This is a genomic window from Xanthomonas sp. XNM01 (assembly GCF_014851915.1).
Classification (GTDB): domain Bacteria; phylum Pseudomonadota; class Gammaproteobacteria; order Xanthomonadales; family Xanthomonadaceae; genus Pseudoxanthomonas.
In genome coordinates this window covers 631356-656055 of record NZ_JACVAP010000001.1, presented here as the reverse complement: position 1 = coordinate 656055, position 24700 = coordinate 631356, and the positions used below count along the sequence as shown (strand labels likewise).

Here is a 24700-nt window from a genome sequence, read left to right as displayed (position 1 = left end):
CGGGGCGCAACCACGATGCTGCCTGATGCGATCCGCGATGCGCGATGCGCGGCCATCATCACGGCCGCAACGCGCAGGGGGAGAGGCGTCGCCGCATGTTCCGTCGTGCGGAACGGGACGTTGGCCCTGACAGGGCGCCGTTCAACCGACCAGACGCAGACGCAGTTCCTTGGGCAGCGCGAACACCATCGATTCGGGCTCGCCGTCGAGCTCGCTGACGCCATCGGCACCGAGCTCGCGCAGGCGCGCAATCACGCCATCGACCAGCACCTGCGGCGCGGACGCACCGGCGGTCAGGCCGATGTGACGCTTGCCCTGCACCCAGGCCGGGTCGATCTCGTGCGCACCATCGATCAGGTAGGACTCCACGCCCTCGCGCCGGGCCAGTTCGGACAGGCGGTTGGAGTTGGAGCTGTTCGGCGACCCGACCACCAGCACCAGATCGCAGCGCTGGGCCAGCTCGCGCACGGCATCCTGGCGGTTCTGGGTGGCATAACAGATGTCGTCGTTCTTCGGCCCCTGCATCGCCGGGAACCGCGCGCGCAGCGCCTCGATGATGCCGCGGGTGTCGTCGACCGACAGCGTGGTCTGGGTCGTGTAGGCGACGTTCTCCGGCTGCGAGACCTCGAGCCGGGCCACTCCTTCGATATCCTCGACCAGGTAGATGTTGCCGAGCCCGCCTTCGCGGCTCCACTGCCCCATCGTGCCCTCGACCTCCGGATGGCCGGCGTGGCCGATCAGGACCACATCGCGGCCGGCACGGCAATGGCGCGCCACCTCGAAGTGGACCTTGGTCACCAGCGGGCAGGTCGCGTCGAACACCTTCAGCCCGCGCCGGTCGGCCTCCTCGCGTACGGCCCTGGCGACGCCGTGCGCACTGAAGATGACGGTGGCGCTGTCAGGCACCTCGTCCAGCTCCTCGACGAAGATCGCGCCGCGCGCCTTCAGGTCGTCGACCACGAAGCGGTTGTGCACGACTTCGTGGCGCACGTAGATCGGCGCGCCCAGCGTCTCGATCGCACGCTTGACGATCTCGATCGCGCGGTCGACGCCGGCGCAGAAGCCACGGGGGTTGGCGAGGATGACGTCCATGGGGCGCAAGTCTACCGGAGCGGGAAACAACGGGGCGGCAACGGCTGCGATGCAGCGTCCCACCAGGAGGCGGCACCGGCCAGGCGACCGGTGCCGTCAGGGGCAGCGCGGGCGCGCCGTCGGTCGGATCAGCCGTCCTGCTTCTTCGACGGGAAAAACCCGAACAGGGCGATGCCGATGGCACCGCCGACGATCGCCGCATCGGCCAGGTTGAACGCCGGCCAGTAATGGTCCTGCCAGTGCCACTGGATGAAGTCGATCACGTGGCCGTGGATCAGCCGGTCGATGACGTTGCCCAGCGCGCCGCCGATCACCAGCGAGAACGGCAGCGCTTGGCGCCAGTCACCACGCGCGGTACGCGACAGCCACACCGCCAGCAGGCCGCTGATGGCGAAGGCCAGGATGCTGAAGAACCACAGCTGCCAGCCGCCTGCATTGCTCAGGAAACTGAAGGCCGCGCCGGTGTTGTAGGTGCGGTACCAGTTCCAGAAGCCCTCGATCACCGGGATCGCGGTGTACTCGGGCAGGCTGGACAGCACCCAGGCCTTGGTCCACTGATCCAGGCCGATCACCACGACCGACAGGATCAGCCAGATCAGCGCATTGGGGTTGGGGCGTTCACTCACGTCGGATCACCTTGATGCTGCGGAACGTTGCTGCGGTGGCGGAGCATCGCCCCACCCGTGTGGAAGGCGCGTGCCGGAAAGCGGATCGGCCGGTGTGCGGGAGGGCGCGAGATGCATGCCTGCGCGGTACGCCGCCCGCTGCCGAAGCGGCAGGCGGCACCCGCTGCGCCATGCACGGAACAGGCCGCGACCGCAGGGCGCCGCACGATCAGAACCAGCGGCGGTCCTCGCCCGCGCCGTCGACGTTGCTCGCGCAGCGTCCGCACAGCTCCGGATGCGCGGCCACGCTGCCGACGTCGGCGCGGTAGTGCCAGCAGCGCACGCACTTGGGCTTGGTCGTCGGCTTGGCCAGCACGAACACTTCGTCGGCATCGACCGGCTTGACCGTGACGTCGCCGCTGATGAACAGGAATCGCAGTTCCTCCGCCAGCGGCTGCCAGCGCGCGGCGGTGACCGCATCGGCCGAGATCTCGATCTCCGCTTCCAGCGCCGCACCGATCTGGCCATTGGCGCGCATCGGTTCCAGCACCTTGGCGACCTGTTCGCGCAGCGCCAGCAGACGGTCGACGTCGGCCGCGGCCAGGTCGGCGCCGGCCGGCAGCGGCGCCAGGCCTTCGTACCAGGTGGCGAACAACACGTTGCCCACGCGCGGACCAGTTGCGGTCGAGGCGGGCAGGAAGCCCCACAGCTCCTCGGCGGTGAAGCTGAGCACCGGCGCGATCCAGCGCACGAACGCCTCGGCGATGTGGTACATCGCGCTCTGCGCACTGCGGCGGCCGCGCGAGTCCTCGGCCATCGTGTACAGCCGGTCCTTGGTCACGTCCAGGTACAGCGAGCCCAGGTCGACGCTGCAGAAGTTCAGCAGGGCCTGCACGATGGTGGCGAAGTCGTAGCGCTCGTAGGCGGCCTTGATCTTCTCCTGCACCTCGTACGCGCGGTGCACGATCCAGCGGTCCAGCGCAACCATGTCCTCCAGCGGACGCAGGTGCGCGGCCGGGTCGAAGCCGTGCAGGTTGCCCAGCAGGAAGCGCGCGGTGTTGCGGATGCGGCGGTAGGCGTCGGCGTTGCGCTTCAGGATCTCCTGCGACAGCGACATCTCGTTGCTGTAGTCGGCCGAGGCGATCCACAGGCGCAGGATGTCCGCGCCCAGCGTCTTCATGATGTCCTGCGGCTCGATGCCGTTGCCCAGCGACTTGGACATCTTGCGGCCGTGCTCGTCCACGGTGAAACCGTGGGTCAGGCACTGCCTGTACGGCGCCGCCTTGTCGATCGCCACGCCGGTCAGCAGCGAGGACTGGAACCAGCCGCGATGCTGGTCCGAGCCTTCCAGGTACAGGTCGGCCGGCTTGCCGAAGCCACGCTCCAGCAGCACGCCCTCGTGGGTGACGCCGGAGTCGAACCAGACATCGAGGATGTCGGTGATCTTGTCGTAGTCGGCCGCCTCGTCGCCGAGCAGCTCGGCCGCATCCAGCGCGTACCAGACGTCGATGCCGCCCTGCTCCACCCGGTCGGCCACCTGCCGCATCAGTTCGACGCTGCGCGGATGCGGCTCGCCGGTTTCGCGGTGCACGAACAGCGCGATCGGCACGCCCCAGGTGCGCTGGCGCGAGATCGTCCAGTCCGGGCGGCCCTCGACCATGCCGGCGATGCGGGCCTGGCCCCATTCCGGGTACCACTTCACCTGCTCGATGGCCTTCAGCGCATCGGCGCGCAGGTTGGCCTGCTCCATCGAGATGAACCACTGCGGCGTGGCGCGGAACGCGATCGGCGTCTTGTGCCGCCAGCAGTGCGGGTAGCTGTGGGTCAGCCTGCTCGCGGCCAGCAGTGCGCCACTGGCGCGCAGCACCTCGATGATGACGTCGTTGGCCTTCCAGATGTGCTGGCCGGCCAGCGCAACGCCGTGCGCGGCCGGGGTCGACGGCAGGTACACGCCGCGGCCATCGACCGGATTGAGCTGGGCCGCGCTGTACTGGTCGATCAGGCCGTACTGGCGGCTGACCACGTAGTCCTCCTGGCCGTGGCCGGGAGCGGTGTGGACCGCGCCGGTGCCGTCCTCGTCGGACACGTGATCGCCGAGCAGCACCGGGATATCGCGCTCATCGTAGAACGGATGGGCGAAGCGCCTGCCTTCCAGCGCCGCGCCCTGCACGCGGCCATGCACGACCAGATCGGTCACGCCGTAGCGCTGCAGCGCGCGCTCGGCCAGCGCGTCGGCCAGCACCAGCCAGCGACGGCGACCGGCATGCGCCGGGCCTTCGACCAGCGCGTACTCGATGCCCGCACCGAGCGACACGGCCAGCGAGGCCGGCAGCGTCCACGGCGTGGTGGTCCAGATCGGTACCGCGACCTCGACATCGGCCGGCAGCTCGACGCCGAACGCGACGGCCACGTCGCGCGCATCGCGCGCCGCATAGGCCACATCGACCGCCGGCGACTCCTTGTCCTGGTACTCGATCTCGGCCTCGGCCAGCGCCGAGCCGCAGTCGAAGCACCAGTGCACCGGCTTCACGCCACGGCTCAGGTGGCCGTTGGCGACGACCTTGGACAGCGCGCGGATCTCGTCGGCCTCGAAGCGGAAGTTCAGCGTCTTGTACGGGTTGTCCCAGTCGCCGATCACGCCCAGGCGCTTGAAGTCGCGGCGCTGGATTTCGATCTGCGCCTCGGCGTACTCGCGGCACTTCTGTCGGAACTCGGTCGCGTCGAGCTTGACCCCGACCTTGCCCCACTTCTTCTCGATCGCGATCTCGATCGGCAGGCCGTGGCAGTCCCAGCCCGGCACGTATGGCGCATCGAAGCCGGCCAGGTACTTCGACTTGACGATGATGTCCTTGAGGATCTTGTTGACCGCGTGGCCAAGATGGATCGCACCGTTCGCATACGGCGGGCCGTCGTGCAGCACGAACAGCGGCCGGCCCTTGGCGTTGGCGCGCAGCTGCGCATAGAAACCGTCGGCTTCCCAGCGCGCCAGGGTGTCCGGCTCGCGCTTGGGCAGGTCGCCGCGCATCGGGAAATCCGTCGCCGGCAGATGGAGGGTGGCTTTGTAATCTTGGGTCACGGGACTCTACCGGTGTGCGACGGCGTCGGGTGTGCGGAGCGATGCAGGCGTTCCCGCATCGGCGGACAGGATGCGACGGGCCAGCTCCGCGTCGCGCTGCATCTGCGCGGTCAGGCTGGGCAGGTCGGGGAATTTTTCTTCGTCGCGCAGTTTCGCGACGAATTCGACCTCGATGTGGCGCCCGTACAGGTCGCCGGCGAAGTCGAACAGATGCGCTTCCAGTAGCGGCTCGACGCCGTCCACGGTCGGCCGGGTGCCGAAGCTGGACACCGACGGCCACGGCCGCGCGTCGATGCCATGCACGCGGGTGGCGTAGATGCCGGCCAGCGCCGGCGTCTTCGGGAAGCGCAGGTTGGCGGTCGGGAAGCCCAGCGTGCGGCCGAGCTGGCGCCCGCGCACCACGCGCCCACCAATGCTGTACGGGCGTCCAAGCAGAGCGGCGGCGCGATCGAAATCGCCGCCCAGCAGCGCCTCGCGGATCCGGGTGCTGGAGACGCGCTCGCCGGCCAGCGCCACCGGCGCGATCTCGTTGGCGGTGAAACCATGCGTGGCGCCCAGCGCCTGCAGCAGGGCCAGGTCGCCGCCACGACGATGGCCGAAGCGGAACTCAGGGCCGATCCAGACCTCGCGCGCCGCCAGCCGCCCGACCAGCACGCGCTGAACGAAGTCCCCGGCGCTCATCGCCGCCAGCGCCGCGTCGAACCGCAGCAGGCCCAGCGTATCGATGCCCAACCCGGCCAGCGCCTGGATCTTGCCGCGCGGCAGGGTCAGCCGCGGCGGCGGCGTTTCGCGGGCGAAGAACTCGCGCGGCAGCGGCTCGAAACTCAGCGCCACCGCCGGCAGGCCCAGCGCCTGTGCGCGCGAAACCGCCTGCCCTGCCAGCGCACGGTGCCCCAGATGCAGGCCGTCGAACGCGCCGATGCAGACCACGCTGCCGCCCGGGCACAGAAGCCCGCCGTCGACATCCCGGAACAGCCTGGTCATCACTCGCCTGTCGTTCATCGTCTCGGATCGCTACCGGCGGCCACGACGAGACGTTCCGCCGGGCCCGGGAGAACCGGGGAGTATAGCCGGCCTTGCCGCCCTGCCATGCGCCAGCGCACCGCCCGGCCATGGGCATCGCCCGGCCCACCCCGCGCCGACCGGGAAGCCCGCCCGTCTCCGGCGTGCAGTGCCGGTGCCGGGGATGCGGCCGGACAGGCGTTCACGCGCGCAGATCGCGCGGGCGCAGGCCCTGCAGCCATAGCAGCCCCGCGTACGCCGCGGCCCCCGCACCAACCAGCGCACCCAGCCGCAGGCCACGCTGCCACCAGGCCCAGGCGCTCCAGTCCGGCCACACTCCGCGCAGCGCCAGCACCACCACGACCAGTGCGGCGCCGGCCAGCAGCACCTGGCGCAGCAGGCGCCCCCAGCCCGGCTGCCGCTGATAGACCCCGGCACGGCGCAGATACCAGCCCAGCTGCAGCGCATTGGTCCAGCCGGCGATGGCGATCGCCAGCGCCAGCAGCGCATGCATGCCCGGCACGCTGCCGAGCGCCGCACGGAAACCGGCCTGGCTGTCGAGCGCCGCGCGCCCGATGTCGGTGCCATACAGCGCGGCCACGAACAGCAGCAGCGTCGCCAGGGCGTTCACCAGCACCGACACCACCGCCGCGCGTACCGGCGTGCGCGTGTCCTGGCGCGAGTAGAACGCCGGCGCCAGCACCTTGACCAGCAGGAAGGCCGGCACCGCGGTGGACTGCGCGATCAGGCTCCAGCTGGCCATGCGCGCATCGAACTCGCTGAACCGGCCGTACTGGAACAGCGTGGCGATCAGCGGCTGCGCGCACAGGATCAGGCCCAGCATCGCCGGCACCCCGATCAGCACGCACAGGCGGAAGCCCCAGTCCAGGCCGCGCGAATAGCCGGCCGGATCGCTGGCGGCATGCCGCGATGACAGGTGCGGCAGGATCACGGTGCCGATCGCCACGCCGAACATCCCCAGCGGGAATTCCAGCAGGCGATCGCTGTAGTACAGCCAGCTGACGCTGCCGGTCAGCAGGAAGGCCGCGACCCAGGTGTTGAACAGCAGGTTGAACTGGACCACCGACGAACCGAACAGCGTCGGCACCATCAGGGTCATGATCCGGCGCACGCCCGCGTGGGCGATGTCCCAGCGCGGCCGCGGCAGCAGCCCCAGCCGGGCCAGCGATGGCAGATGGAAGCCCAGCTGCAGTACGCCGGCAGCGAACACGCCCCAGCCCAGCGCCATCACAGAACCATCCATGACGCCGGTCAGGCCGAGCGCGGCGGCGATCATCGACAGGTTCATCAACACCGGCGACAGCGCCGGAATCGCGAACTGCCGGTAGCTGTTGAGGATGCCGCCGGCCAGTGAGGCCAGCGAGATGAACAACGCATAGGGGAAGGTGATCCGGAGCAGCTCGGTGAGCAGTTGCTGGTGCTCGTCGCCGATCTCCGGCGCGATCGACCGCGCGATCCACGGCGCGGCAAGCAGCACGATCGCGGTCACCACCAGCAGCGCCGCCAGCAGTGCGCCGGCGACCCGGTCGACCAGTGCCTTGACCTCGGCGTGGCCGTACTTTTCCTTGTACTCCGCCAGCACCGGCACGAAGGCCATCGAGAACGAGCCCTCGGCCGAGAGCCGCCGCATGAAGTTCGGGATGCGGAACGCGATGAAGAACGCATCCATCGCCGCGCTGGCACCGAACACCTGCGCGTAGACCTGGTCGCGGACCAGGCCGGAAATGCGCGACAGGAAGGTCATCGCGCTGAAGATCGAGGCCGAGCGCAGCAGCCGCGGACCGCTCATCGGATGCCCTCCGGCCGGACCGCCCAGGGGCGGTTGACGCAAACCATTGAATCCCCCATAATTTCGCGTTCGCTTATCTCCACCATACCGTTTTCGTAACGTTTTTCTAGGAATCCACCGCCGTGGCCAATATCAAGTCCGCCAAGAAGCGCGCCAAGCAGACGGTCGTGCGCAACGCCCGCAACGCTGCCCAGCGTTCGCAGCTCCGCACCGCCGTCAAGAAGGTCCTCAAGGCCCTGGACGCCAACGACGCCGCTGGCGCCGAGGCGGCCTTCGCCGTCGCCCAGCCGATCCTGGACCGCTTCAGCTCGCGTGGTCTGATCCACAAGAACAAGGCTGCCCGCCACAAGAGCCGCCTGACCGCACGCATCAAGGCCATCAAGGCCGCCTGATGCTGCTGCGCCGGCCCTGCCGGCGCACCGGATCGCACGACTGAAAAGCCCGGCCATGGCCGGGCTTTTCGTCGTCTGCATCATCCGGGCCCGGACTGCTCCGGCATGCCCGCGGTGCACGCGCTCGGGCACGACCGCGCGCCTGTGCGCACGGCCGCCCGGATCCCCGGCAACGTCGCCCGCCACCTCAGCCCGCATCCTGCGCCGCCTCGAGCTCGGCCTGCTTGAGCTGGTCGAAGAACGTCATGATCTCGCGCATGATCGGCCAGGTGCCTTCACGCCCCAGCGCGGAGACCAGGTACCAGGGCTGATCCCAGCCCAGTTCGGCCACGATCTGTTCGGCCGCCACCTTCGCCTCGTCCTCGAACATCAGGTCGGCCTTGTTCAGCACCAGCCAGCGCGGCTTGGCCAGCAGCTCGGGATCGTGCTTGCCGAGTTCACGCTCGATCGCACGCACCTGCTCGACCGGCGAAATGCCCTCCACACCACCTTCCATCGGCGAGATGTCGACCAGGTGCAGCAGCACGCGGGTGCGCTGCAGGTGGCGCAGGAACTGCGCACCCAGGCCCGCACCATCGGCCGCACCCTCGATCAGGCCGGGGATGTCGGCGATCACGAAGCTGCGGTGCGCCTCGATGCTGACCACGCCCAGGTTCGGATACAGCGTGGTGAACGGATAGTCGGCCACCTTCGGCGTCGCCGCGGACACGGCGCGGATGAAGGTGCTCTTGCCCGCGTTCGGGAAGCCCAGCAGGCCGACATCGGCCAGCAGTTTCAGCTCCATCCGCAGTTCGCGCTGCTCGCCCTGCTCGCCCGGCGTCGCCTGCCGCGGCGCACGGTTGACCGAGCTCTTGAAGTGCATGTTGCCGAGGCCACCCTTGCCGCCGCGCGCCACCAGCAGGCGGTCGCCGTGACGGATCAGGTCGCCGATCACCTCGTCGGTCTCGACATTGGTGACCACGGTGCCCACCGGCACGGTGATGACCTTGTCCTCGCCACCCTTGCCGTACATCTGCCGGCCCATGCCGTTCTCGCCGCGCTGCGCACGGAACGAACGCTCATGGCGGAAGTCGACCAGCGTGTTGAGATTCTCGTCGGCCACCAGCCAGACGCTGCCGCCGTTGCCGCCATCGCCGCCATCGGGGCCACCGAGCGGAATGAACTTCTCGCGCCGGAATCCGACGCAACCGTTGCCGCCATTGCCGGCGGTCACCGTGATTTCGACTTCGTCAACGAGCTTCATCGTCGTATGCAACCGATTGGGGTGGGCAGCCCTGCGCATCGGCGCGGCACGCCCACTGACACTGCGGACCCTGGCGGCAACGGAACGGGATGCACCTGCCAGGACCAAGAATAGGAGACGGGCGCGCCAGATGCAGCGCCACCCCACCCCGCGATCGATGCGGCCCGCAGGCCGTACCGGATGCCGCCGCCACGAAGGCGGGCGGCGGGCGCACCCGCCGAAGCGATGCGCCCGAAACGAAAAGCCCCGCATCGCGCGGGGCTCTCCGGTACAACGCTGGCGCGAGGATCAGGCCTCGACGACCACGCTGACGGTGCGACGCTTCTGCGCACCCTTCACACCGAACTCGACCTTGCCGTCGACCAGCGCGAACAGGGTGTGGTCGCGACCCAGGCCGACGCCTGCGCCCGGGTGGAACTGGGTGCCGCGCTGACGCACGATGATGTTGCCCGCCTCGACGACCTGGCCGCCGAAGATCTTGACGCCCAGATACTTCGGGTTGGAATCGCGGCCGTTGCGCGAGGAGCCTACGCCCTTTTTATGTGCCATGACGAATTCTCCTTAGCAATTAACCGGCGATGCCGGTGATTTCGATTTCGGTGTAGTACTGACGGTGACCCTGCCGCTTCATGTGGTGCTTGCGGCGGCGGAACTTGATGATCCGGATCTTGTCCGCGCGGCCGTGGCCGACGATCTTGGCGGTGACCGAAGCGCCCTTGAGCGCATCGCCGACCTTGATGCCGTCGGCATCGCCGAGCAGCAGGACGTTGTCGAACTTGATCTCGCTGCCGGCATCGGCCTCGAGCTTCTCAACGCGCAGGGTTTCGCCCTGTGCGACGCGGTATTGCTTACCGCCGGTGACCAGAACTGCGTACATGACCAGGCATTCCTCTGTTGTTATTGTGGTCGCTGCCGCCCTCTTCGGGACGGACAGAAGCGGAATCTTATCCACAGGGCGCGTCCGGGTCAAGTCACCCCGAGATCCGGCCCGGAGTGTGCGGCCACGCCCTGCCACCTGCCTGCGTCCGCAGGGCGCGCCGCCGGCCCGGAGCCGACTGCGGAATTCCGGCGCCGACGCTCCCGATCACATCGCTGCGAGAACTCCGTCGCGTCACCGGATCACCCGCCTGACGTGACGGGCAGCCGAGCCGCTGCGCACGGACATCGGCGGACGCCAAGCGGGGACGAGGCTCGATCCGGAAGCCACCTGCCCGCGACGGGTGCGGACCGGCGCCGCTCCGATGCCGCCTTCTGCAGCCGGGTCGAATCCGGGTGCCGGTGATGCTCCGGCCTGGCCGGGCGTCCACCCGGAGCGCGCTGACCGGTGCCGGCCGACGGCTGAAGCCGTCACCTCCTGCCCGGCTTGCATCCGGGGTCATTGCCCCCAAATCGGGCAATCGCTAGGCTGGCCTATTCGCTTCCGCAGACCCCCATACTGATGGACAGCATCAAGATCCGCGGCGCGCGGACACACAACCTCAAGAACCTCGACCTCGACCTTCCACGCGACAAGCTGATCGTGATCACCGGCCTGTCCGGGTCCGGCAAGTCGTCGCTGGCGTTCGACACCATCTACGCGGAAGGACAGCGGCGCTACGTCGAGTCGCTGTCTGCGTACGCGCGCCAGTTCCTCAGCGTGATGGAGAAGCCCGACGTCGACCACATCGAGGGCCTGAGCCCGGCGATCTCGATCGAGCAGAAGTCGACCTCGCACAATCCGCGTTCGACCGTCGGCACGATCACCGAGATCTACGACTACCTGCGCCTGCTGTACGCACGCGTCGGCACGCCGCGCTGCCCCGACCACGGCTATCCGCTGGAGGCGCAGACCGTCGGCCAGATGGTCGACCAGGTGCTGGCTCTGGATCCCGAACAGCGCTGGATGCTGCTGGCGCCGGTGGTGCGCGACCGCAAGGGCGAGCACGCCCAGGTGTTCGAGCAGCTGCGCGCGCAGGGTTTCGTGCGCGTGCGGGTCAACGGCGAGCTGTACGAGATCGACGCGGTGCCGACCCTGGCCCTGCGCCAGAAGCACACGATCGAGGCGGTGATCGACCGCTTCCGCCCGCGCGAGGACATCAAGCAGCGCCTGGCCGAATCGTTCGAGACCGCGCTGAAACTCGGTGACGGCATGGCCGCGGTGATGTCGCTGGACGCCGCGCAGGACAGCGCGAGTGCCGCGGGAGGCAGGACGCCGGGAGCGGCCGACGCGACGACGTTGCTGTTCTCGTCCAAGTACTCCTGCCCGGTCTGCGACTACGCGCTGCCGGAGCTGGAACCGCGCCTGTTCTCGTTCAACGCGCCGATGGGCGCCTGCCCGACCTGCGACGGGCTGGGCGTGGCCGAGTTCTTCGACCCGGCGCGCGTGGTCGCACATCCGGAGCTGTCGCTGGCGGCAGGCGCGGTGCGCGGCTGGGACCGCCGCAACGCCTATTACTTCCAGCTGATCGCCTCGCTGGCCAAGCATTACAAGTTCGACGTCGACGCGCCCTGGAGCTCGCTGCCCGAGCGCGTGCAGCAGGCCGTGCTGTACGGCAGCGGGGACGAGCAGATCAGCTTCGCCTACCTGACCGAGGCCGGTGGTCGCAGCCAGCGCAAGCACCGCTTCGAAGGCATCATCAACAACCTCGAGCGCCGCTACCGCGAGACCGAGTCGCCGGCGGTGCGCGAGGAGCTGTCCAAGTACATCAGCCAGCGGCCGTGCCCTGACTGCGGCGGCGCGCGCCTGAACCGCTCGGCCCGCAACGTGTTCGTCGCCGACCGCGCCCTGCCCTCGCTGGTGGTGCTGCCGGTGGACGAAGCCCTGGCCTTCTTCGGCAACCTCAACCTCGTCGGCTGGCGCGGCGAGATCGCCAGCAAGATCGTCAAGGAGATCAACGAGCGGCTCGGCTTCCTGGTCGACGTGGGCCTCGACTACCTCACCCTGGAACGCAAGGCCGACACCCTGTCCGGCGGCGAAGCCCAGCGCATCCGCCTGGCCTCGCAGATCGGCGCGGGCCTGGTCGGCGTGATGTACGTGCTGGACGAGCCGTCGATCGGCCTGCACCAGCGCGACAACGAGCGCCTGCTCGGCACGCTGACGCGGCTGCGCGACCTCGGCAACACGGTGATCGTGGTCGAGCACGACGAGGATGCGATCCGCCTGGCCGACCACGTGCTGGACATCGGCCCGGGCGCGGGCGTGCACGGCGGCGAGATCGTCGGACAGGGCACGCTGAAGGACATCCTCGCCTCGCCGCGCTCGCTGACCGGCCAGTACCTGTCGGGCAAGCGCCAGATCGAGATCCCGAAGCTGCGGCACAAACCGAATCCGAAGATGACGCTGCACCTGCGCGGCGCGCGCGGCAACAACCTCAAGGGCGTCGATCTGGACATCCCGGCCGGGCTGCTGACCTGCGTCACCGGCGTGTCCGGCTCGGGCAAGTCGACCCTGATCAACGACACCCTGTTCACCCTGGCGGCGAACGAGATCAACGGCGCCTCGCACACGGTCGCGCCGCACGACAAGGTCGACGGCCTGGACCTGTTCGACAAGGTCGTGGACATCGACCAGTCGCCGATCGGCCGCACCCCGCGCTCGAACCCGGCCACCTACACCGGCCTGTTCACCCCGTTGCGCGAGCTGTACGCGCAGGTGCCCGAAGCGCGCGCGCGCGGCTACTCGCCGGGCCGCTTCAGCTTCAACGTGCGCGGCGGCCGCTGCGAAGCCTGCCAGGGCGATGGCCTGATCAAGGTCGAGATGCACTTCCTGCCGGACGTGTACGTGCCCTGCGATGTCTGCCACGGCAAGCGCTACAACCGCGAGACGCTGGACATCCTGTACAAGGGCCACAGCATCCACGACGTGCTGGACATGACGATCGAGGATGCGCTGCGGCTGTTCGAGCCGGTGCCGGCGATCGCACGCAAGCTGGAGACCCTGGTCGATGTGGGCCTGAGCTACGTCAAACTGGGCCAGAGCGCGACCACACTGTCCGGCGGCGAAGCGCAGCGCGTGAAGCTGTCCAAGGAACTGTCGCGTCGCGATACCGGACGCACGCTGTACATCCTCGACGAGCCGACCACCGGCCTGCACTTCCACGATATCGAAGCCCTGCTCGGCGTGCTGCACAAGCTGCGCGACGAGGGCAACACCGTGGTCGTGATCGAGCACAACCTGGATGTGATCAAGACCGCCGACTGGGTCATCGACCTGGGTCCGGAAGGTGGCCACCGGGGCGGCCGGATCCTGGTCACCGGCACGCCGGAAGACGTGGCCGCGCATCCGCAGTCGCACACGGGTCGCTTCCTCGCCAAGCTGCTGCCGGCCAGCAAGGCGGCCAAGGGCAGCAAGCCGGCCGCGGTCGCGAACAAGCCCGACGCGCTGCCGCCACGCAAGTCCGCGACCAAGAAGACCACGGCAACCAAGAAGAAGGCCGCCAAGTGACCGACGCCGCAACGCCGAAGATCCTCGCCCGCGTCCCGATCAGCGTGCGCTGGCGCGACATGGACAGCATGGGCCACGTCAACAACGCCAAGTACATCTCGTACCTGGAAGAGGCGCGCGTGCGCTGGATGCTGGGCGTGCCGGGCGTGTCGATGAACGACCGGATCGCCCCGGTCGTGGCCGCGACCAACGTCAACTACAAGCGCCCGATCGTATGGCCGAACGACATCGTCGTCGAACTGTTCGTCGAGCGCTTGGGCAACAGCAGCGTGACCATTGGCCACCGCATCGTCGACCAGCGGGACGACGCCGTGCTGTATTCGGACGGCAACGTGGTCGTGGTCTGGATGGACACGCAGACCGGCAGGAGCGCGCCGCTGCCGGACGCGATCCGCAGCGCGTCGAGCTGAAGCACCGGCACGCGCCGCACGCCACGCTGGCAACGACGTCGTGGCGCCAGGCGCGCGATGACGGACGATGTCGGGCGGACCCGTCTCCATGGACACGGGTCACGTCCCCGCAGGCGCTGGCCTGGCGGCGACTGCCGCGCACCGTGCAGTCATGCGCTGTCCACGGCAAAGCGGACGGGAAGCGCGGGCAAGCCGCTCCCCACCACCGGTCGTCCGGATCACCCACCGCACCGGCGGGAGCCGCCCTGTCGGCACACGCCGGGCCGGTCATGGATCGGTCGCACGGGCGCTCGATGGTCGCGGGCAGGCCCACTCCTCCGCAGGCTGACTGGTCCTCAGCCATTTCCGCCGCAGGATGCGCGCGGATGGCGAGCACCACGCCCGGTCATCCGCTGGAGGCCAGGAAGTGCTGCAGCCTTGCGGCCGGGCTCATGAGCGCGCGCGCGGGTCGCGCACCACCAGCGTGTCGAGCGGCGAGACGTCCAGCAGGCGCAGGGCGGTGCTGCCCAGCACGATGTCGAACAACGCGCTGCGGCCGTGCGTGCCGACCACGGCCAGATCCACCGGAAACTGCTCGGCGTACAGCGGCAACAGCACGGCCGGGTCGCCACGCTCGACCAGCAACGTGATCCGGCTGGCACCACCGGGCGGGTGGCAGCCGGCGATGAAGGCCTCGCCATCGGCGCGTGCCTGCGCCAGTGCGGTGTCGAGCACCGCGTCGCGCGTCGCATCGAGCATGCCCAGCCGCGGTACCTCCAGACCATGCAGCAGGTCCACGCCGAGATCGGGAAAGAGCGTGGTCGCGGCACGCAGCGCCTCGCGCGAGGAATCGGACCAGTCGCTGGCCGCCACCATGCGCCGATAGCCGCCGCGGGTGCGCTGACGCACCACCAGCACCGGCCGCGGCGAGCGCCGCACCAGCCGGTCGACGGTGGACCCGAGCGCGACCCGGCCCAGCGCCTCGTAGCGCGCGACGCCGGTGACGATCAGGCCGGCGTCGATCTGCGCGGCGACCGCCAGGATCCGTTCGACCGCCTCGCCCTGCTCCACCCGCACCTCGACCGGCACGTCCTGCGCCGAGGCGTCCTCCAGCAGATGCCGTGCGGCCAGCGCCTGCGGATCCTGTTCCCGGTACCAGGCCGGCGGGTCGCGCAGCACGATGCGCCGCGCCTCGACCGCATTGGCGTCGATCACCGTCATCACCACCAGCTTCGCGTTCCACGCGCGTGCCAGCCAGACGGTGCGATCCAGCGCGCGGTCGCTGCGCGCGCCGAGGTCGGTCGCCAGGAGGATGGTGTGCGGAGGGTCGGCGCTCCAGAGGGTGTCGTTCATGCGGTGTGGCTCCGTGTCATGCGCGCGCCATCGACCGACGCGGGCTCCTCGCCCCATCCTGCACGCGGCCGCATGGCCTTTCAATTTTCCGCATCACCAGCGCCGCTTCGCCATCGGCGTCGACCGGCAGTGCATCCGGCCGACGACGACGGCGCGTCACGGCGACGCCATCGTCGGCTGCGCAGTGCGTGCCACCACGACGGCGCGCGGCATCGCAGTGGTCGCGCGGCAGCGGGCACGCGGGCCGCACATGCGGCACGGAGCGCGTGCGGCTTCGTTCTGCTGGATCACCACGCGTGCGCGCGGTCGGCTGCAACGGGTGCGACGAGCCAGCCATCCTCCGGGACGTGCAACGTCCGGGAAACGCACCGCATGTGCTTGCGCCTATGATGTCGGCAGCCTTCCAGCCATCGGGACCGCACATGCCGACACGCCTGCAGATCATCGAACACGGGCCGATCCGCGAGATCCGTCTCGCCCGTCCGCCGGTCAACGCGCTCGATACCGCGCTATGCCGCGAACTGATCGGCGCGATCGACACCGCGGTGGGCGACGACGCGCACGGTCTGGTCCTGTCCGGCAGCGACGGTATCTTCTCCGCCGGCCTGGACGTGCCGCACCTGATGGCGCATGGCGAGGACCGCAAGGCGCTGCACGACAGCTGGGGCGCCTTCTTCGGCGCGGCACGGGCGCTGGCCGAGTCGCGGGTGCCGGTGGTCGCCGCGATCGGCGGGCATGCGCCTGCGGGCGGCTGCGTGCTCGCACTGTGTTGCGATTACCGGGTGATGGCGACCGGCCCCGATCCGGCCCGCCCCTACGCGATCGGCCTCAACGAGACCCAGGTCGGCCTGCCGGTGCCCGAAGGCGCACAGCGGCTGATGCGACGCGTGGTCGGCCAGCATCGCGCCGAGCGGCTGATGGTCAGTGGCGCGATGGTGCCGGCCGGCCGCGCGCTCGAGTACGGCCTGGTCGACGAACTGGTGGAACCGGCGCAGCTGCTGCCGCAGGCCCTGGCCTGGCTGCACGGCCTGCTGAAGCTGCCACGCGCGCCGATGCTGCAGACCCGCGCCATCGCCCGCGCCGACCTGGTGCACGCGCTGCATCCGGACACCCTGCATCTGGACCGCTTCGTCGAGGGCTGGTACGAGCCCGATACCCAGGCCGGGTTGCGGACGCTGCTGGCCAGGCTCGGCAAGTAGCCCGCCCGGCGCAGCGCTGCCTCTCGCCTCCACGTGTCCGGACGCAGGGGCACCCTGCGCTCGTCCGGGTCGCGCTCAGCCGGCGCCGGTCGCCACCGGCCGTGCGGGATCGGCGATCCAGCCGCTCCACGAGCCGGCGTAGACGCGGGCGCCGTGCAGGCCGGCATGTTCGAACGCCAGCAGCAGATGGCAGGCGGTGACGCCCGACCCGCACATCAGCACCACCTCGCGCGGATCGCGCCCGTGCAGCAACGGGCGCAGTTCGTCCGCCAGCGTCGCCGGGGCCTTGAAGCGGCCGTCCACGAGATTGGCCGCGAACGGCCGGTTGCCGGCACCGGGCACATGGCCGGCCACGGGATCGATCGGCTCGACCTCACCGCGGAACCGCTCGCCGCCGCGTGCATCGAGCAGCCAGCCGCACGGCTCCGGCAGGCGCTGCAGCACCTCGTCGGCCCCGGCGATCATCGCGGCGTCGAAACGGCCCGGGTACGGCGGCAACGGCGGCAGCGCCGGCAGCGCGTCGCTCTCGGGCAATCCGGCCGCGCGCCACGCCGCCAGGCCGCCATCGAGCACCGCCACCCGGGTGTGACCGAGCAGGCGCAGCAGCCACCACGCGCGTGCGGCGGCCATGCTGCCGTCGCCGGCGTCGTAGACCACGACCTGGTGCTCCGGACCGATGCCCCATGCGCCGACGCGCGTGGCGAACGCGGTGGGGTCGGGCAGCGGGTGCCGGCCTTCGCCGGTCCGCGACAGGTCGGCAAGGTCGCGATCCAGATCGGCATGCGCCGCGCCGGGCAGGTGCGACTGCGCATGGGCGGCGTGACCGGCCTGCGGATCGGTGAGCACGAAGCGCGCATCCAGCAGCCGCAGTTGCGGGTCGTGCAGCGCGGCCGCCAGCGTCGGTACGTCGACCAGCGTGGTCCAGGTCATGCTCCCTCCTCCAGTCGTCGTCTGAGGTTGTACAGGATCGCGGCGGTCGCGCCCCAGATCCGGTGCTGCGGCCAATCGTATTCGAGCACGCTGCGCGGGCGGCCGCGGAACTCGATCTCGACCTGGCGCAGGTGCTCCGGCGCCATCAGGTAATCGAACGGCACCTCGAACACCGCCGCGACCTCGTCCGGATGCGGCCTGGGCACGTAGTCGGGATCGACCACCGCCACCACCGGAGTGACCCGGAAACCGCTGATGGTCACGAACGCATCCAGGTAGCCCAGCGGCGCGGCCTGGGCCGCGGGCAGCGCGATCTCCTCGCGGCTTTCGCGCAGCGCGGCCTGGACCACGTCGGCGTCGTCCGCCTCGATCCGGCCTCCGGGAAAGCTGACCTGACCGCCGTGGTTGCGCAGACCGTCGGTGCGCAGGGTCAGCAGCACCTGGGTGCCAGCGTCTGCGCGCGGCACCAGGCCGACCAGCACCGCGGCCTCGGCCAGCGGCGAGGACGACGGCAGCAGGTCGGACAGTTCGCTGCGGTTCCAGCCCGGCCCCTGCGGCGGCGATGGCAGCGGATGCAGCACCCGGCGCAACGCGTCGCCTTCGGCGAGGCGCTGCAGCAGCGAGGAGTGATGGTGGCGCTGGCGTTCGGGCAACACGGTCTCCATCAGCGTGCGGCGCTGCGCGTCCGCCATCGTCGACCAGACCGCGATCTCATCCAGTCCGCGCAGGCATCCCCTGCAGCGGCGATCGGCATCGAGGCTGCACAGGCGGATGCAGGGGCTGGCGATGGAAGCACTGGCTGGAATGGCGGACCCGACAGCGGCGCGGCGATGGAACACGGGGCACAGGGTAGCGCGCTACCCGGCGCCGGAAACGACTGCGCCGGCACGAGGCCGGCGCAGCGGTGACGACATGCGGGACGCGTCGACTTACTTGACGCTGACCAGCTTGATCTCGAACACCACGGCCACGTTCGGCGGGAACGGGGTGCGCGGGTCGGCGCCGTAGGCCTTTTCCGGCGGCAGCGCCACTTCCCACTTCGAACCGGCCGGCATCTGCAGCAGCACGTCGCGCATGGCCGCCATCTCGACTTCGCTGACCTTCACCGCCGGGATCTGCTGGGCAGGACGCGCCTGCTCCGGCTTCTGGCCGAACGGATACGGACCGGCCACTTCCAGGGCCACGGTGCTGGCCTGGGTCGGCTTGGCGCCGTTGCCGGCCTCGAGCACGCGGTACTGGATGCCGCCGGCCAGGGTCTGCACGCCGGCCTGCGCCTTGTGCTGGGTCAGGAACTGGGTGCTGCGGGTCTTGTTCTCGCCGGCGACCTTTTCGTACTGGGCCTTGGCCTGCTCGGCACGGGCCTGCTCGCGCTTCTGGAAGGCTTCCAGCGCCGGACGCAGCTGCTCTGCATTGATGGCCGGCTCCTTCTTGGCCAGTGCGTCCTGGACGCCCTTGACCACCGAATTGACATCCAGCTGCTCGCCACGGTCGGCCAGCTCGGCAAGGTTGTTGCCGTAGTCGTAGCCGAAGTAGTAGCTCAGCTTGCCCTTCTCGGACGTGGTGTCCTGGGCGAACGCGCTGCCTGCCAGGACCAGGGCCGCGGTGGCGACTGCAATCGAACGCAACTTCATGTAGCTCATCTCCGGAAGGGTGGTACCAGGCGATGCCTGGGGTAGCGGACGCGCTAGGATAGCCGCCGCGCTGGCGGCCCGCCAGCAAGCGGCGCGGGGGATAGGACACTCTCCGACCGCCGGAAGTTCCGCTTGACGCGGCCTTCACGCAGATCAGGAGACCTCATGCCGGATACCGCCCTCGTCACCCGCCGCGACGCCGATGGCGTCCGCCTCCTCACCGTCGATCGGCCGGACAAGCTGAACGCATTGAACCGGGCCACGCTGGACGCCCTGGACGCCGCCTTCGGCGCCGCCGCGGCCGATCCGTCGATCCACGTGGTGGTGTTGACCGGCAGCGGTGCCAAGGCCTTCGTCGCCGGCGCCGACATCGCCGAGATGAACACGCTGAACGCACTGGACGGGCGCGAGTTCTCGCTGCTCGGCCAGCGCCTGATGCGCCGGATCGAACGCCTGCCCAAGCCGGTCATCGCAATGGTGAACGGTTTCGCACTCGGTGGCGGTCTCGAACTGGCGATGGCCTGCCATCTGCGCATCGCCGCCGATACCGCCAGGCTCGGCCAACCCGAGATCAATCTGGGGCTGATCCCCGGCTTCGGCGGTACCCAGCGCCTGCTGCGCCTGGCGGGCCGTGCCGCGGCACTGGAGCTGTGTCTGCTCGGTCAGCCGGTCGACGCGCAGCGGGCATTGCAGCTGGGGCTGGTCAACCGCGTGGTCCCGGCCGCCGACCTCGAACACGAGACCCTGGCGCTGGCCACGCGCCTGGCCGCGTCGGCGCCGCTGGCGATGCGCGGCATCCTCGACACGGTCATCGTCGGCGGCGAATGCGGCCTGGACGAAGCGCTGCAGTTCGAGAGCGCGCAGTTCGGCCTGCTGTTCGCCAGCGAGGACATGCGCGAAGGCACCAGCGCCTTCCTCGACAAGCGCAAGCCGCAGTTCCGAAACCGCTGAGCCCGCCTGCGATGACGCGCACGCCCGATGCCAGCGCAGACCAGGCCAGCCGGCGCCAGCGCCTGCTGGAGCTGCTGCAGGCCGCCGCGATCGACGCCGCGATCGACGACGGCCTGATGGAGTACGCCTGCGACCCGGCCGAGCCGCGCGATGCACCGCTGGCCGCGATGCAGGCGCAGCTGCGCGACGCCTGGGCTGCACGCGAACGCTACCGCGCACGCGCCGCACGCCTGGCCCGGATCGAACGCGAGCGCCAGGCACGCCGGCTCGGCAGGACGCCCGCCGTCGCCGCCAGCGCGGCGGATCCGGCAACCGCCGCCCCGCCGCCCCCTTCACCCGCCCTGCCGCCGGCGGTGGCCGCCGCCCTGGCGCGCGCCAAGGCCCGGGCCCAGGAACGTTCATCGCAATGACCGCAGCACCTGCGCGCGCCACGCGCGCGAAGAAAGCCGCCACGCGCACGCGTCGGCGCCGTCCCGGCCTGCTCGATGCAGCCGAGGTCCAGACGCTGTTCGAGCGGCTGCGCGAGCTCAATCCGCACCCGAAGACCGAGCTGGAGTACGGCTCGCCGTTCGAGCTGCTGGTCGCCGTGACGCTGTCGGCGCAGGCCACCGACGTGGGCGTGAACAAGGCCACGCGGCGGCTGTTCCCGGTGGCGAACACCCCGCAGGCGATCCTCGACCTGGGCGAAGAAGGACTGAAGACCTACATCGCCACGATCGGCCTGTTCAACGCCAAGGCGAAGAACGTCGTCGCCGCGTGCAGGATCCTGGTCGACCAGCATGGCGGCGAAGTGCCACGCGACCGCGCCGCACTGGAAGCGCTGCCCGGCGTCGGCCGCAAGACCGCCAACGTGGTGCTCAACACCGCATTCGGCGAACCGACGATGGCGGTGGACACGCACATCTTCCGTGTCGCCAACCGCACCGGTCTGGCCCCGGGCAAGGACGTGCGCGTGGTCGAGGACGCCCTGGTCCAGGTGATCCCGGACGAGTTCATGCGCGACGCGCATCACTGGCTGATCCTGCACGGCCGCTACGTGTGCAAGGCGCGCAAGCCGGACTGCCCGCAGTGCGTGATCCGCGACCTGTGCCGGTTCAAGGACAAGACACCGGGCGTGGCCGGGGACTGACGGCACGCCGGGCGTCGCAGGGCGTGCCGGCCACGATGACATCGGCGCAGCCAGCGCCGGCGTACCTGCGGCAACGGCAGCCAGGCCATGCGGGCGTTCACATCTGCTCGGGCACGCGCACCGTCCTGCCATCGCGGCATGCGCGATACGAGGCATGGCGGCCGCGGCCGCACGGCTGGCCGGATGCGCCGCAGTGCCGGACGCCGCGATTTCCGGGCCAGGCCAGGCTCGAAACACGCCTGGCGAAAGCGCCCCATGAACTACCCGCCGCCCGCTCCGCGCTACGGAGCGGGCGGCCTTGCATCACTGTGCGTCGCGCTCCACGAAGGGCTTGCGCGGCAGGCGCTCTTCGCGCATCGCCGCGTGGTAGGCGAACGAGGCGATGATCGCCGCGGCCTGCTTCAGGTCCTCCGGCACCACGTGGTCGTAGGTGTCCAGATGGGTGTGGTGCACGTGGGTGAAGTAGTCGGCCGGGTCCTGCACGAACTGGAAACCGGGCAGGCCGACGCGGTCGAACGCGATGTGGTCGGTGCTGCCGGTGTTGCGGGTGGTGACGATGGTCGCGCCGGTGTCGTTGAACGGCTCCAGCCAGGCCTTGAAGATCGGCACCGCGGCGTGGTTCTCCTGCGCGTAGATGCCACGGATGCGGCCGGTGCCGTTGTCGAAGTTGAAGTAGGTCGAGAAGCGGTCGTAACCGCGCATCCGCTGCAGCGGGCCGGTGCCGCGCTGGAACGACTGCGGCAGTGCCTTCTGTTCCGGGTCGGTCGGTTCCGGATACGCGGCCAGGTACTTCGACACATAACCGGCCGAACCGTGCAGACCCTGCTCCTCGCCGCCCCACAGCGCGATCCGGATCGTGCGCTTCGGCTTGACCCCGATGGTCTTGAGGATCCGCATCGCCTCCATCATCACCACCACGCCGGCACCGTTGTCGCTGGCGCCGGTGCCGGTGTGCCAGGAATCCAGGTGCGCACCGATGATCACCAGTTCGTTGGCCTTGCTGGTGCCCGGCAGTTCGGCGAAGACATTGGTCGCCGGCAGGTCGGCGTCGCTGGTGAAGCGCGCATCGACGTTGACCCGCAGGCGCACGTCCTGCTTGCGTTCAACCGCGCGCACCAGCTGGTTGTAGTGCTCGGCGGCCACGACCAGCTCGGTCACGCCGACCGGCTCGCCGGCCTTGCGCGAGCCGCCGCCGGTGGCGCGGATGATGCCGTTGTCCCACGAGCTGATCGTCAGCGTGGCCAGCACGCCTTCCTCCTCGAAGAACGCGTTCAGCGCCCTGGTCAGCGCCTGCCGCTTGCGGTACTCGTCGAGCCGCTTCTCCTGCGCGTCCGGCTCGCTGTCGGCGGCGACCGGGAAGGTCTGCAGTTCGCCGAGAGTGCGCTCGTCGTGGCGCCGGAAGTCCGGCTTGTCGGACGGTTTGTAGGCGCGCGCGTCGTCGAGCAGCACGATCTTCCCGCGCAGCGTGCCACGCTGCTTCTCGATGTCGGCGATGGTCTTGAACGACACCCGCACCACCTCGCCCTCCACCGCACCGTCGGTACCCGGCGTCCAGGCCTTGGGCAGCGCGTGGATCGGCAGCTCGCGCGGCGAAATCAGCTCGATCCGGGCAGAGCGGAACTCCCAGCCACGCCCGAACGCCTCGTCGTAGACCTCGTCGTGCACGTTGGAAAGCCCCCAGCCGCGCAGCTTGTCCTGCGCCCACACCGTCGAGCGCACGTAGGCCGGCGAGTTGGTCAGGCGCGGGCCGACGGTTTCGGTCAGCTCCTTGAGGCTGGCCGCGGCCTGCGAGCGGTTGAACGCTTCATGGCGGATCTTCGCGACCACGTCCAGGTCGACCGGTTCGGTGCGCTGGGCCGAAGCCAGCGCCGGCAGCAGGACGATGGCGCTCAGGGCCGCCTGCAGCAGGCGGACGCGGGTGGATGTCGATGTCTTCACTGGCTATCCCGGGGGTTGCGGAACGACGGGCGGACGCGATCGCCCTGCCCCTTGAACGGTGCCGCCTTCCCACGACACGCAGCGCAGCATCCTAGCGCAGCGGATGGGGCGATGAACCGTGACCTTCGTCCTGATCGGCATCTGCCGATGACGATCCGTCATGCCCGTGCCATGTCCGGATGATGCGAGGATGTGGCCCCGCTTCCAATGCGAACGTCGCCACATGACCCGTCTCCTCCTGGCCACCACGCTGGCGTTGGGCCTGCTCCCCGTTCCCCTGCTCGCCAGCGACGCGGTTCCCGCGGCCGCGCGTGCCCTGCACGAGCGCATCCTCACCCTGGACAGCCACCTCGACACGCCGTTGTTCTTCGGACGCGAGGGCTGGGACATCCTCGAGCGCAACGACCACGGCCATGCTGCGAGCCAGGTCGATTACCCGCGCCTGGTCGAAGGCGGGCTCGATGGCGGCATCTGGGTGATCTACACCGGGCAGCGTGGACGCACGCCGGCCGACGACCTCGCCGCGCGCGACCACGGCCTGGCCCGCCTGGTCGAAATCCGCGAGCTGCTGGCTGCGCATCCGGACAAGTTCGAACTCGCGGTCAGCGCCGACGATGCGGCGCGGATCAAGCGCGACGGGAAACGCGTGGTCTACATCGGCATCGAGAACGCCTCGCCGCTCAGCGCCGACCCCTCGCTGCTGGGCCTGTACCACCGGCTCGGCGTGCGCGTGCTCGGCCTGGTCCACACCTCGAACAACGACTTCGCCGACTCGGCCAGCACGCCGGCCGAATGGAACGGCCTCAGTCCGAAGGGACGTGCGCTGGTCGCCGAGGCCAACCGGCTGGGCATCGTGCTCGACCAGTCGCATGCCTCCGATGCCGTGTTCGACCAGCTGCTGGAGCTGTCGACCGCGCCGATCATCCTCAGCCATACCGGCGCCGACGCGGTCTTCGAGCACCCCCGCAACATCGACGATGCGCGGATCCGGAAGCTGGCCGGGCACGGCGGCGTGATCCTGGTGAACTCGCTGGGCAGCTACCTGATCGACACCGGGGCGACGCCGGCCTACCAGGCCGACCTGCGTGCGCTGTACGAGCGCTTCGGCGGCCGCGCCGCGATGCGCGAATCGGACTATCCCGAGTTCGACCGCCTGCGCGCGGAACTCGACGCGAAGCATGGGCTGCGCAAGGCGACGCTGGACGACTACTTCGCCCACATCCTGCACATCCTCGAGGTGGCCGGCCCGGAGCATGTCGGCTTCGGCGCCGACTGGGACGGCGGCGGCGGCGTGATCGGCCTGGAGGACATCAGCGACCTGCCGAAGATCACCGCGCGCCTGCTGCAGGAGGGCTACACCGAGCAGCAGATCGAGGCCATCTGGAGCGGCAACCTGCTGCGGGTGATCCGCCAGGCGCAGGCGGTGGCGGAACAGGCGCCGGCCGCCACGCGCTGAATCCTGCGTGGTTCCGGTGCGTTGGGCCGCGGCCGGCGCACCGGTGGCCTGCGGAGGCAGCCGTGGCAAGCGGCGGCGGCG

At 69.9% G+C, this 24700-nt stretch carries 21 protein-coding genes; 8 read left to right on the top strand and 13 right to left on the bottom strand.

The features are described 5' to 3' along the window. Positions 1-141 precede the first annotated feature (141 nt). The 5 genes from ispH to murJ form a co-directional block, all read right to left on the bottom strand. Positions 142-1092: a 4-hydroxy-3-methylbut-2-enyl diphosphate reductase gene (ispH, locus tag IB242_RS02880; RefSeq protein ID WP_192275710.1), complete on the bottom strand. Its 951-nt coding sequence runs from the start codon at positions 1090-1092 to the stop codon at positions 142-144. Positions 1093-1220: 128 nt separating this feature from the next. Continuing rightward, positions 1221-1718 (bottom strand): signal peptidase II, encoded by a 498-nt coding sequence (gene lspA / locus IB242_RS02875; RefSeq protein WP_192275708.1) that lies wholly within the window; start codon positions 1716-1718, stop codon positions 1221-1223. A gap of 208 nt (positions 1719-1926) precedes the next feature. After that, the gene (ileS, locus tag IB242_RS02870) at positions 1927-4773 is read right to left on the bottom strand and encodes an isoleucine--tRNA ligase (protein WP_192275706.1); all 2847 of its coding nucleotides are present in this window, start codon (positions 4771-4773) and stop codon (positions 1927-1929) included. Positions 4774-4779: 6 nt separating this feature from the next. Next, complete coding sequence (locus IB242_RS02865) at positions 4780-5757, bottom strand: bifunctional riboflavin kinase/FAD synthetase (protein WP_192277662.1); 978 nt, start codon at positions 5755-5757, stop codon at positions 4780-4782. A gap of 220 nt (positions 5758-5977) precedes the next feature. Continuing rightward, positions 5978-7585 (bottom strand): murein biosynthesis integral membrane protein MurJ, encoded by a 1608-nt coding sequence (gene murJ, locus IB242_RS02860; RefSeq protein WP_192275703.1) that lies wholly within the window; start codon positions 7583-7585, stop codon positions 5978-5980. 122 nt (positions 7586-7707) lie between these two features. Between murJ and rpsT the strand changes: the two genes are divergently transcribed. Beyond that, positions 7708-7977 (top strand): 30S ribosomal protein S20, encoded by a 270-nt coding sequence (gene rpsT / locus IB242_RS02855; protein WP_192275701.1) that lies wholly within the window; start codon positions 7708-7710, stop codon positions 7975-7977. 187 nt (positions 7978-8164) lie between these two features. Here rpsT and cgtA read toward each other — a convergent pair whose 3' ends face one another. The 3 genes from cgtA to rplU all read right to left on the bottom strand — a co-directional run bounded on the left by cgtA (position 8165) and on the right by rplU (position 10097). Further along, positions 8165-9220, bottom strand: a complete 1056-nt coding sequence (cgtA, locus tag IB242_RS02850; RefSeq protein WP_192275699.1) for an Obg family GTPase CgtA — start codon at positions 9218-9220, stop codon at positions 8165-8167. 288 nt (positions 9221-9508) lie between these two features. After that, positions 9509-9769: a 50S ribosomal protein L27 gene (rpmA, locus tag IB242_RS02845; RefSeq protein WP_192275697.1), complete on the bottom strand. Its 261-nt coding sequence runs from the start codon at positions 9767-9769 to the stop codon at positions 9509-9511. Positions 9770-9788: 19 nt separating this feature from the next. Continuing rightward, positions 9789-10097, bottom strand: coding sequence for a 50S ribosomal protein L21 (gene rplU, locus IB242_RS02840; protein ID WP_192275695.1), 309 nt, complete (start codon positions 10095-10097; stop codon positions 9789-9791). Between the two features lie 555 nt (positions 10098-10652). Here rplU and uvrA point away from each other — a divergent pair. Next, the gene (gene uvrA / locus IB242_RS02835) at positions 10653-13643 is read left to right on the top strand and encodes an excinuclease ABC subunit UvrA (protein ID WP_192277660.1); all 2991 of its coding nucleotides are present in this window, start codon (positions 10653-10655) and stop codon (positions 13641-13643) included. Beyond that, entirely contained in the window at positions 13640-14053 is a 414-nt protein-coding gene (locus IB242_RS02830; protein ID WP_192275693.1) for a thioesterase family protein, read from the top strand. Before uvrA ends, IB242_RS02830 begins: the two co-directional genes overlap by 4 nt. 429 nt (positions 14054-14482) lie before the next feature. Here IB242_RS02830 and IB242_RS02825 read toward each other — a convergent pair whose 3' ends face one another. After that, entirely contained in the window at positions 14483-15385 is a 903-nt protein-coding gene (locus IB242_RS02825) for a universal stress protein (protein WP_192275691.1), read from the bottom strand. Between the two features lie 422 nt (positions 15386-15807). Here IB242_RS02825 and IB242_RS02820 point away from each other — a divergent pair, with 422 nt between their 5' ends. Continuing rightward, complete coding sequence (locus tag IB242_RS02820) at positions 15808-16584, top strand: enoyl-CoA hydratase/isomerase family protein (protein WP_192275689.1); 777 nt, start codon at positions 15808-15810, stop codon at positions 16582-16584. 75 nt (positions 16585-16659) lie between these two features. Here the strand turns inward: IB242_RS02820 and IB242_RS02815 are convergent, their stop codons facing one another. The 3 genes from IB242_RS02815 to IB242_RS02805 all read right to left on the bottom strand — a co-directional run bounded on the left by IB242_RS02815 (position 16660) and on the right by IB242_RS02805 (position 19145). Further along, positions 16660-17514, bottom strand: coding sequence for a sulfurtransferase (locus tag IB242_RS02815; protein WP_192275687.1), 855 nt, complete (start codon positions 17512-17514; stop codon positions 16660-16662). Further along, positions 17511-18353, bottom strand: a complete 843-nt coding sequence (locus IB242_RS02810) for a DUF1289 domain-containing protein (protein ID WP_192275685.1) — start codon at positions 18351-18353, stop codon at positions 17511-17513. Before IB242_RS02810 ends, IB242_RS02815 begins: the two co-directional genes overlap by 4 nt. Positions 18354-18443: 90 nt before the next feature. Next, positions 18444-19145, bottom strand: a complete 702-nt coding sequence (locus IB242_RS02805; RefSeq protein WP_192275683.1) for an FKBP-type peptidyl-prolyl cis-trans isomerase N-terminal domain-containing protein — start codon at positions 19143-19145, stop codon at positions 18444-18446. Between the two features lie 165 nt (positions 19146-19310). Between IB242_RS02805 and IB242_RS02800 the strand changes: the two genes are divergently transcribed. Genes IB242_RS02800 through nth form a run of 3 tightly spaced genes read left to right on the top strand, consistent with a single transcriptional unit; the run spans position 19311 to position 21225 of the window. After that, the gene (locus IB242_RS02800; protein WP_192275681.1) at positions 19311-20096 is read left to right on the top strand and encodes an enoyl-CoA hydratase-related protein; all 786 of its coding nucleotides are present in this window, start codon (positions 19311-19313) and stop codon (positions 20094-20096) included. Positions 20097-20107: 11 nt separating this feature from the next. Further along, positions 20108-20506, top strand: coding sequence for a hypothetical protein (locus IB242_RS02795; protein ID WP_225539972.1), 399 nt, complete (start codon positions 20108-20110; stop codon positions 20504-20506). Further along, a complete protein-coding gene (gene nth, locus IB242_RS02790; protein WP_192275679.1) occupies positions 20503-21225 on the top strand; it encodes an endonuclease III in 723 nt (240 codons plus the stop codon). Before IB242_RS02795 ends, nth begins: the two co-directional genes overlap by 4 nt. Before the next feature lie 303 nt (positions 21226-21528). On the opposite strand, the gene IB242_RS02785 is transcribed toward nth, so the two are convergent. Next, on the bottom strand, positions 21529-23118 hold the full coding sequence (locus tag IB242_RS02785; protein WP_225540151.1) for a M20/M25/M40 family metallo-hydrolase: 1590 nt from the start codon (positions 23116-23118) through the stop codon (positions 21529-21531). 268 nt (positions 23119-23386) lie between these two features. Between IB242_RS02785 and IB242_RS02780 the strand changes: the two genes are divergently transcribed. Next, the gene (locus tag IB242_RS02780; RefSeq protein WP_192275677.1) at positions 23387-24619 is read left to right on the top strand and encodes a dipeptidase; all 1233 of its coding nucleotides are present in this window, start codon (positions 23387-23389) and stop codon (positions 24617-24619) included. Positions 24620-24700 lie beyond the last annotated feature (81 nt).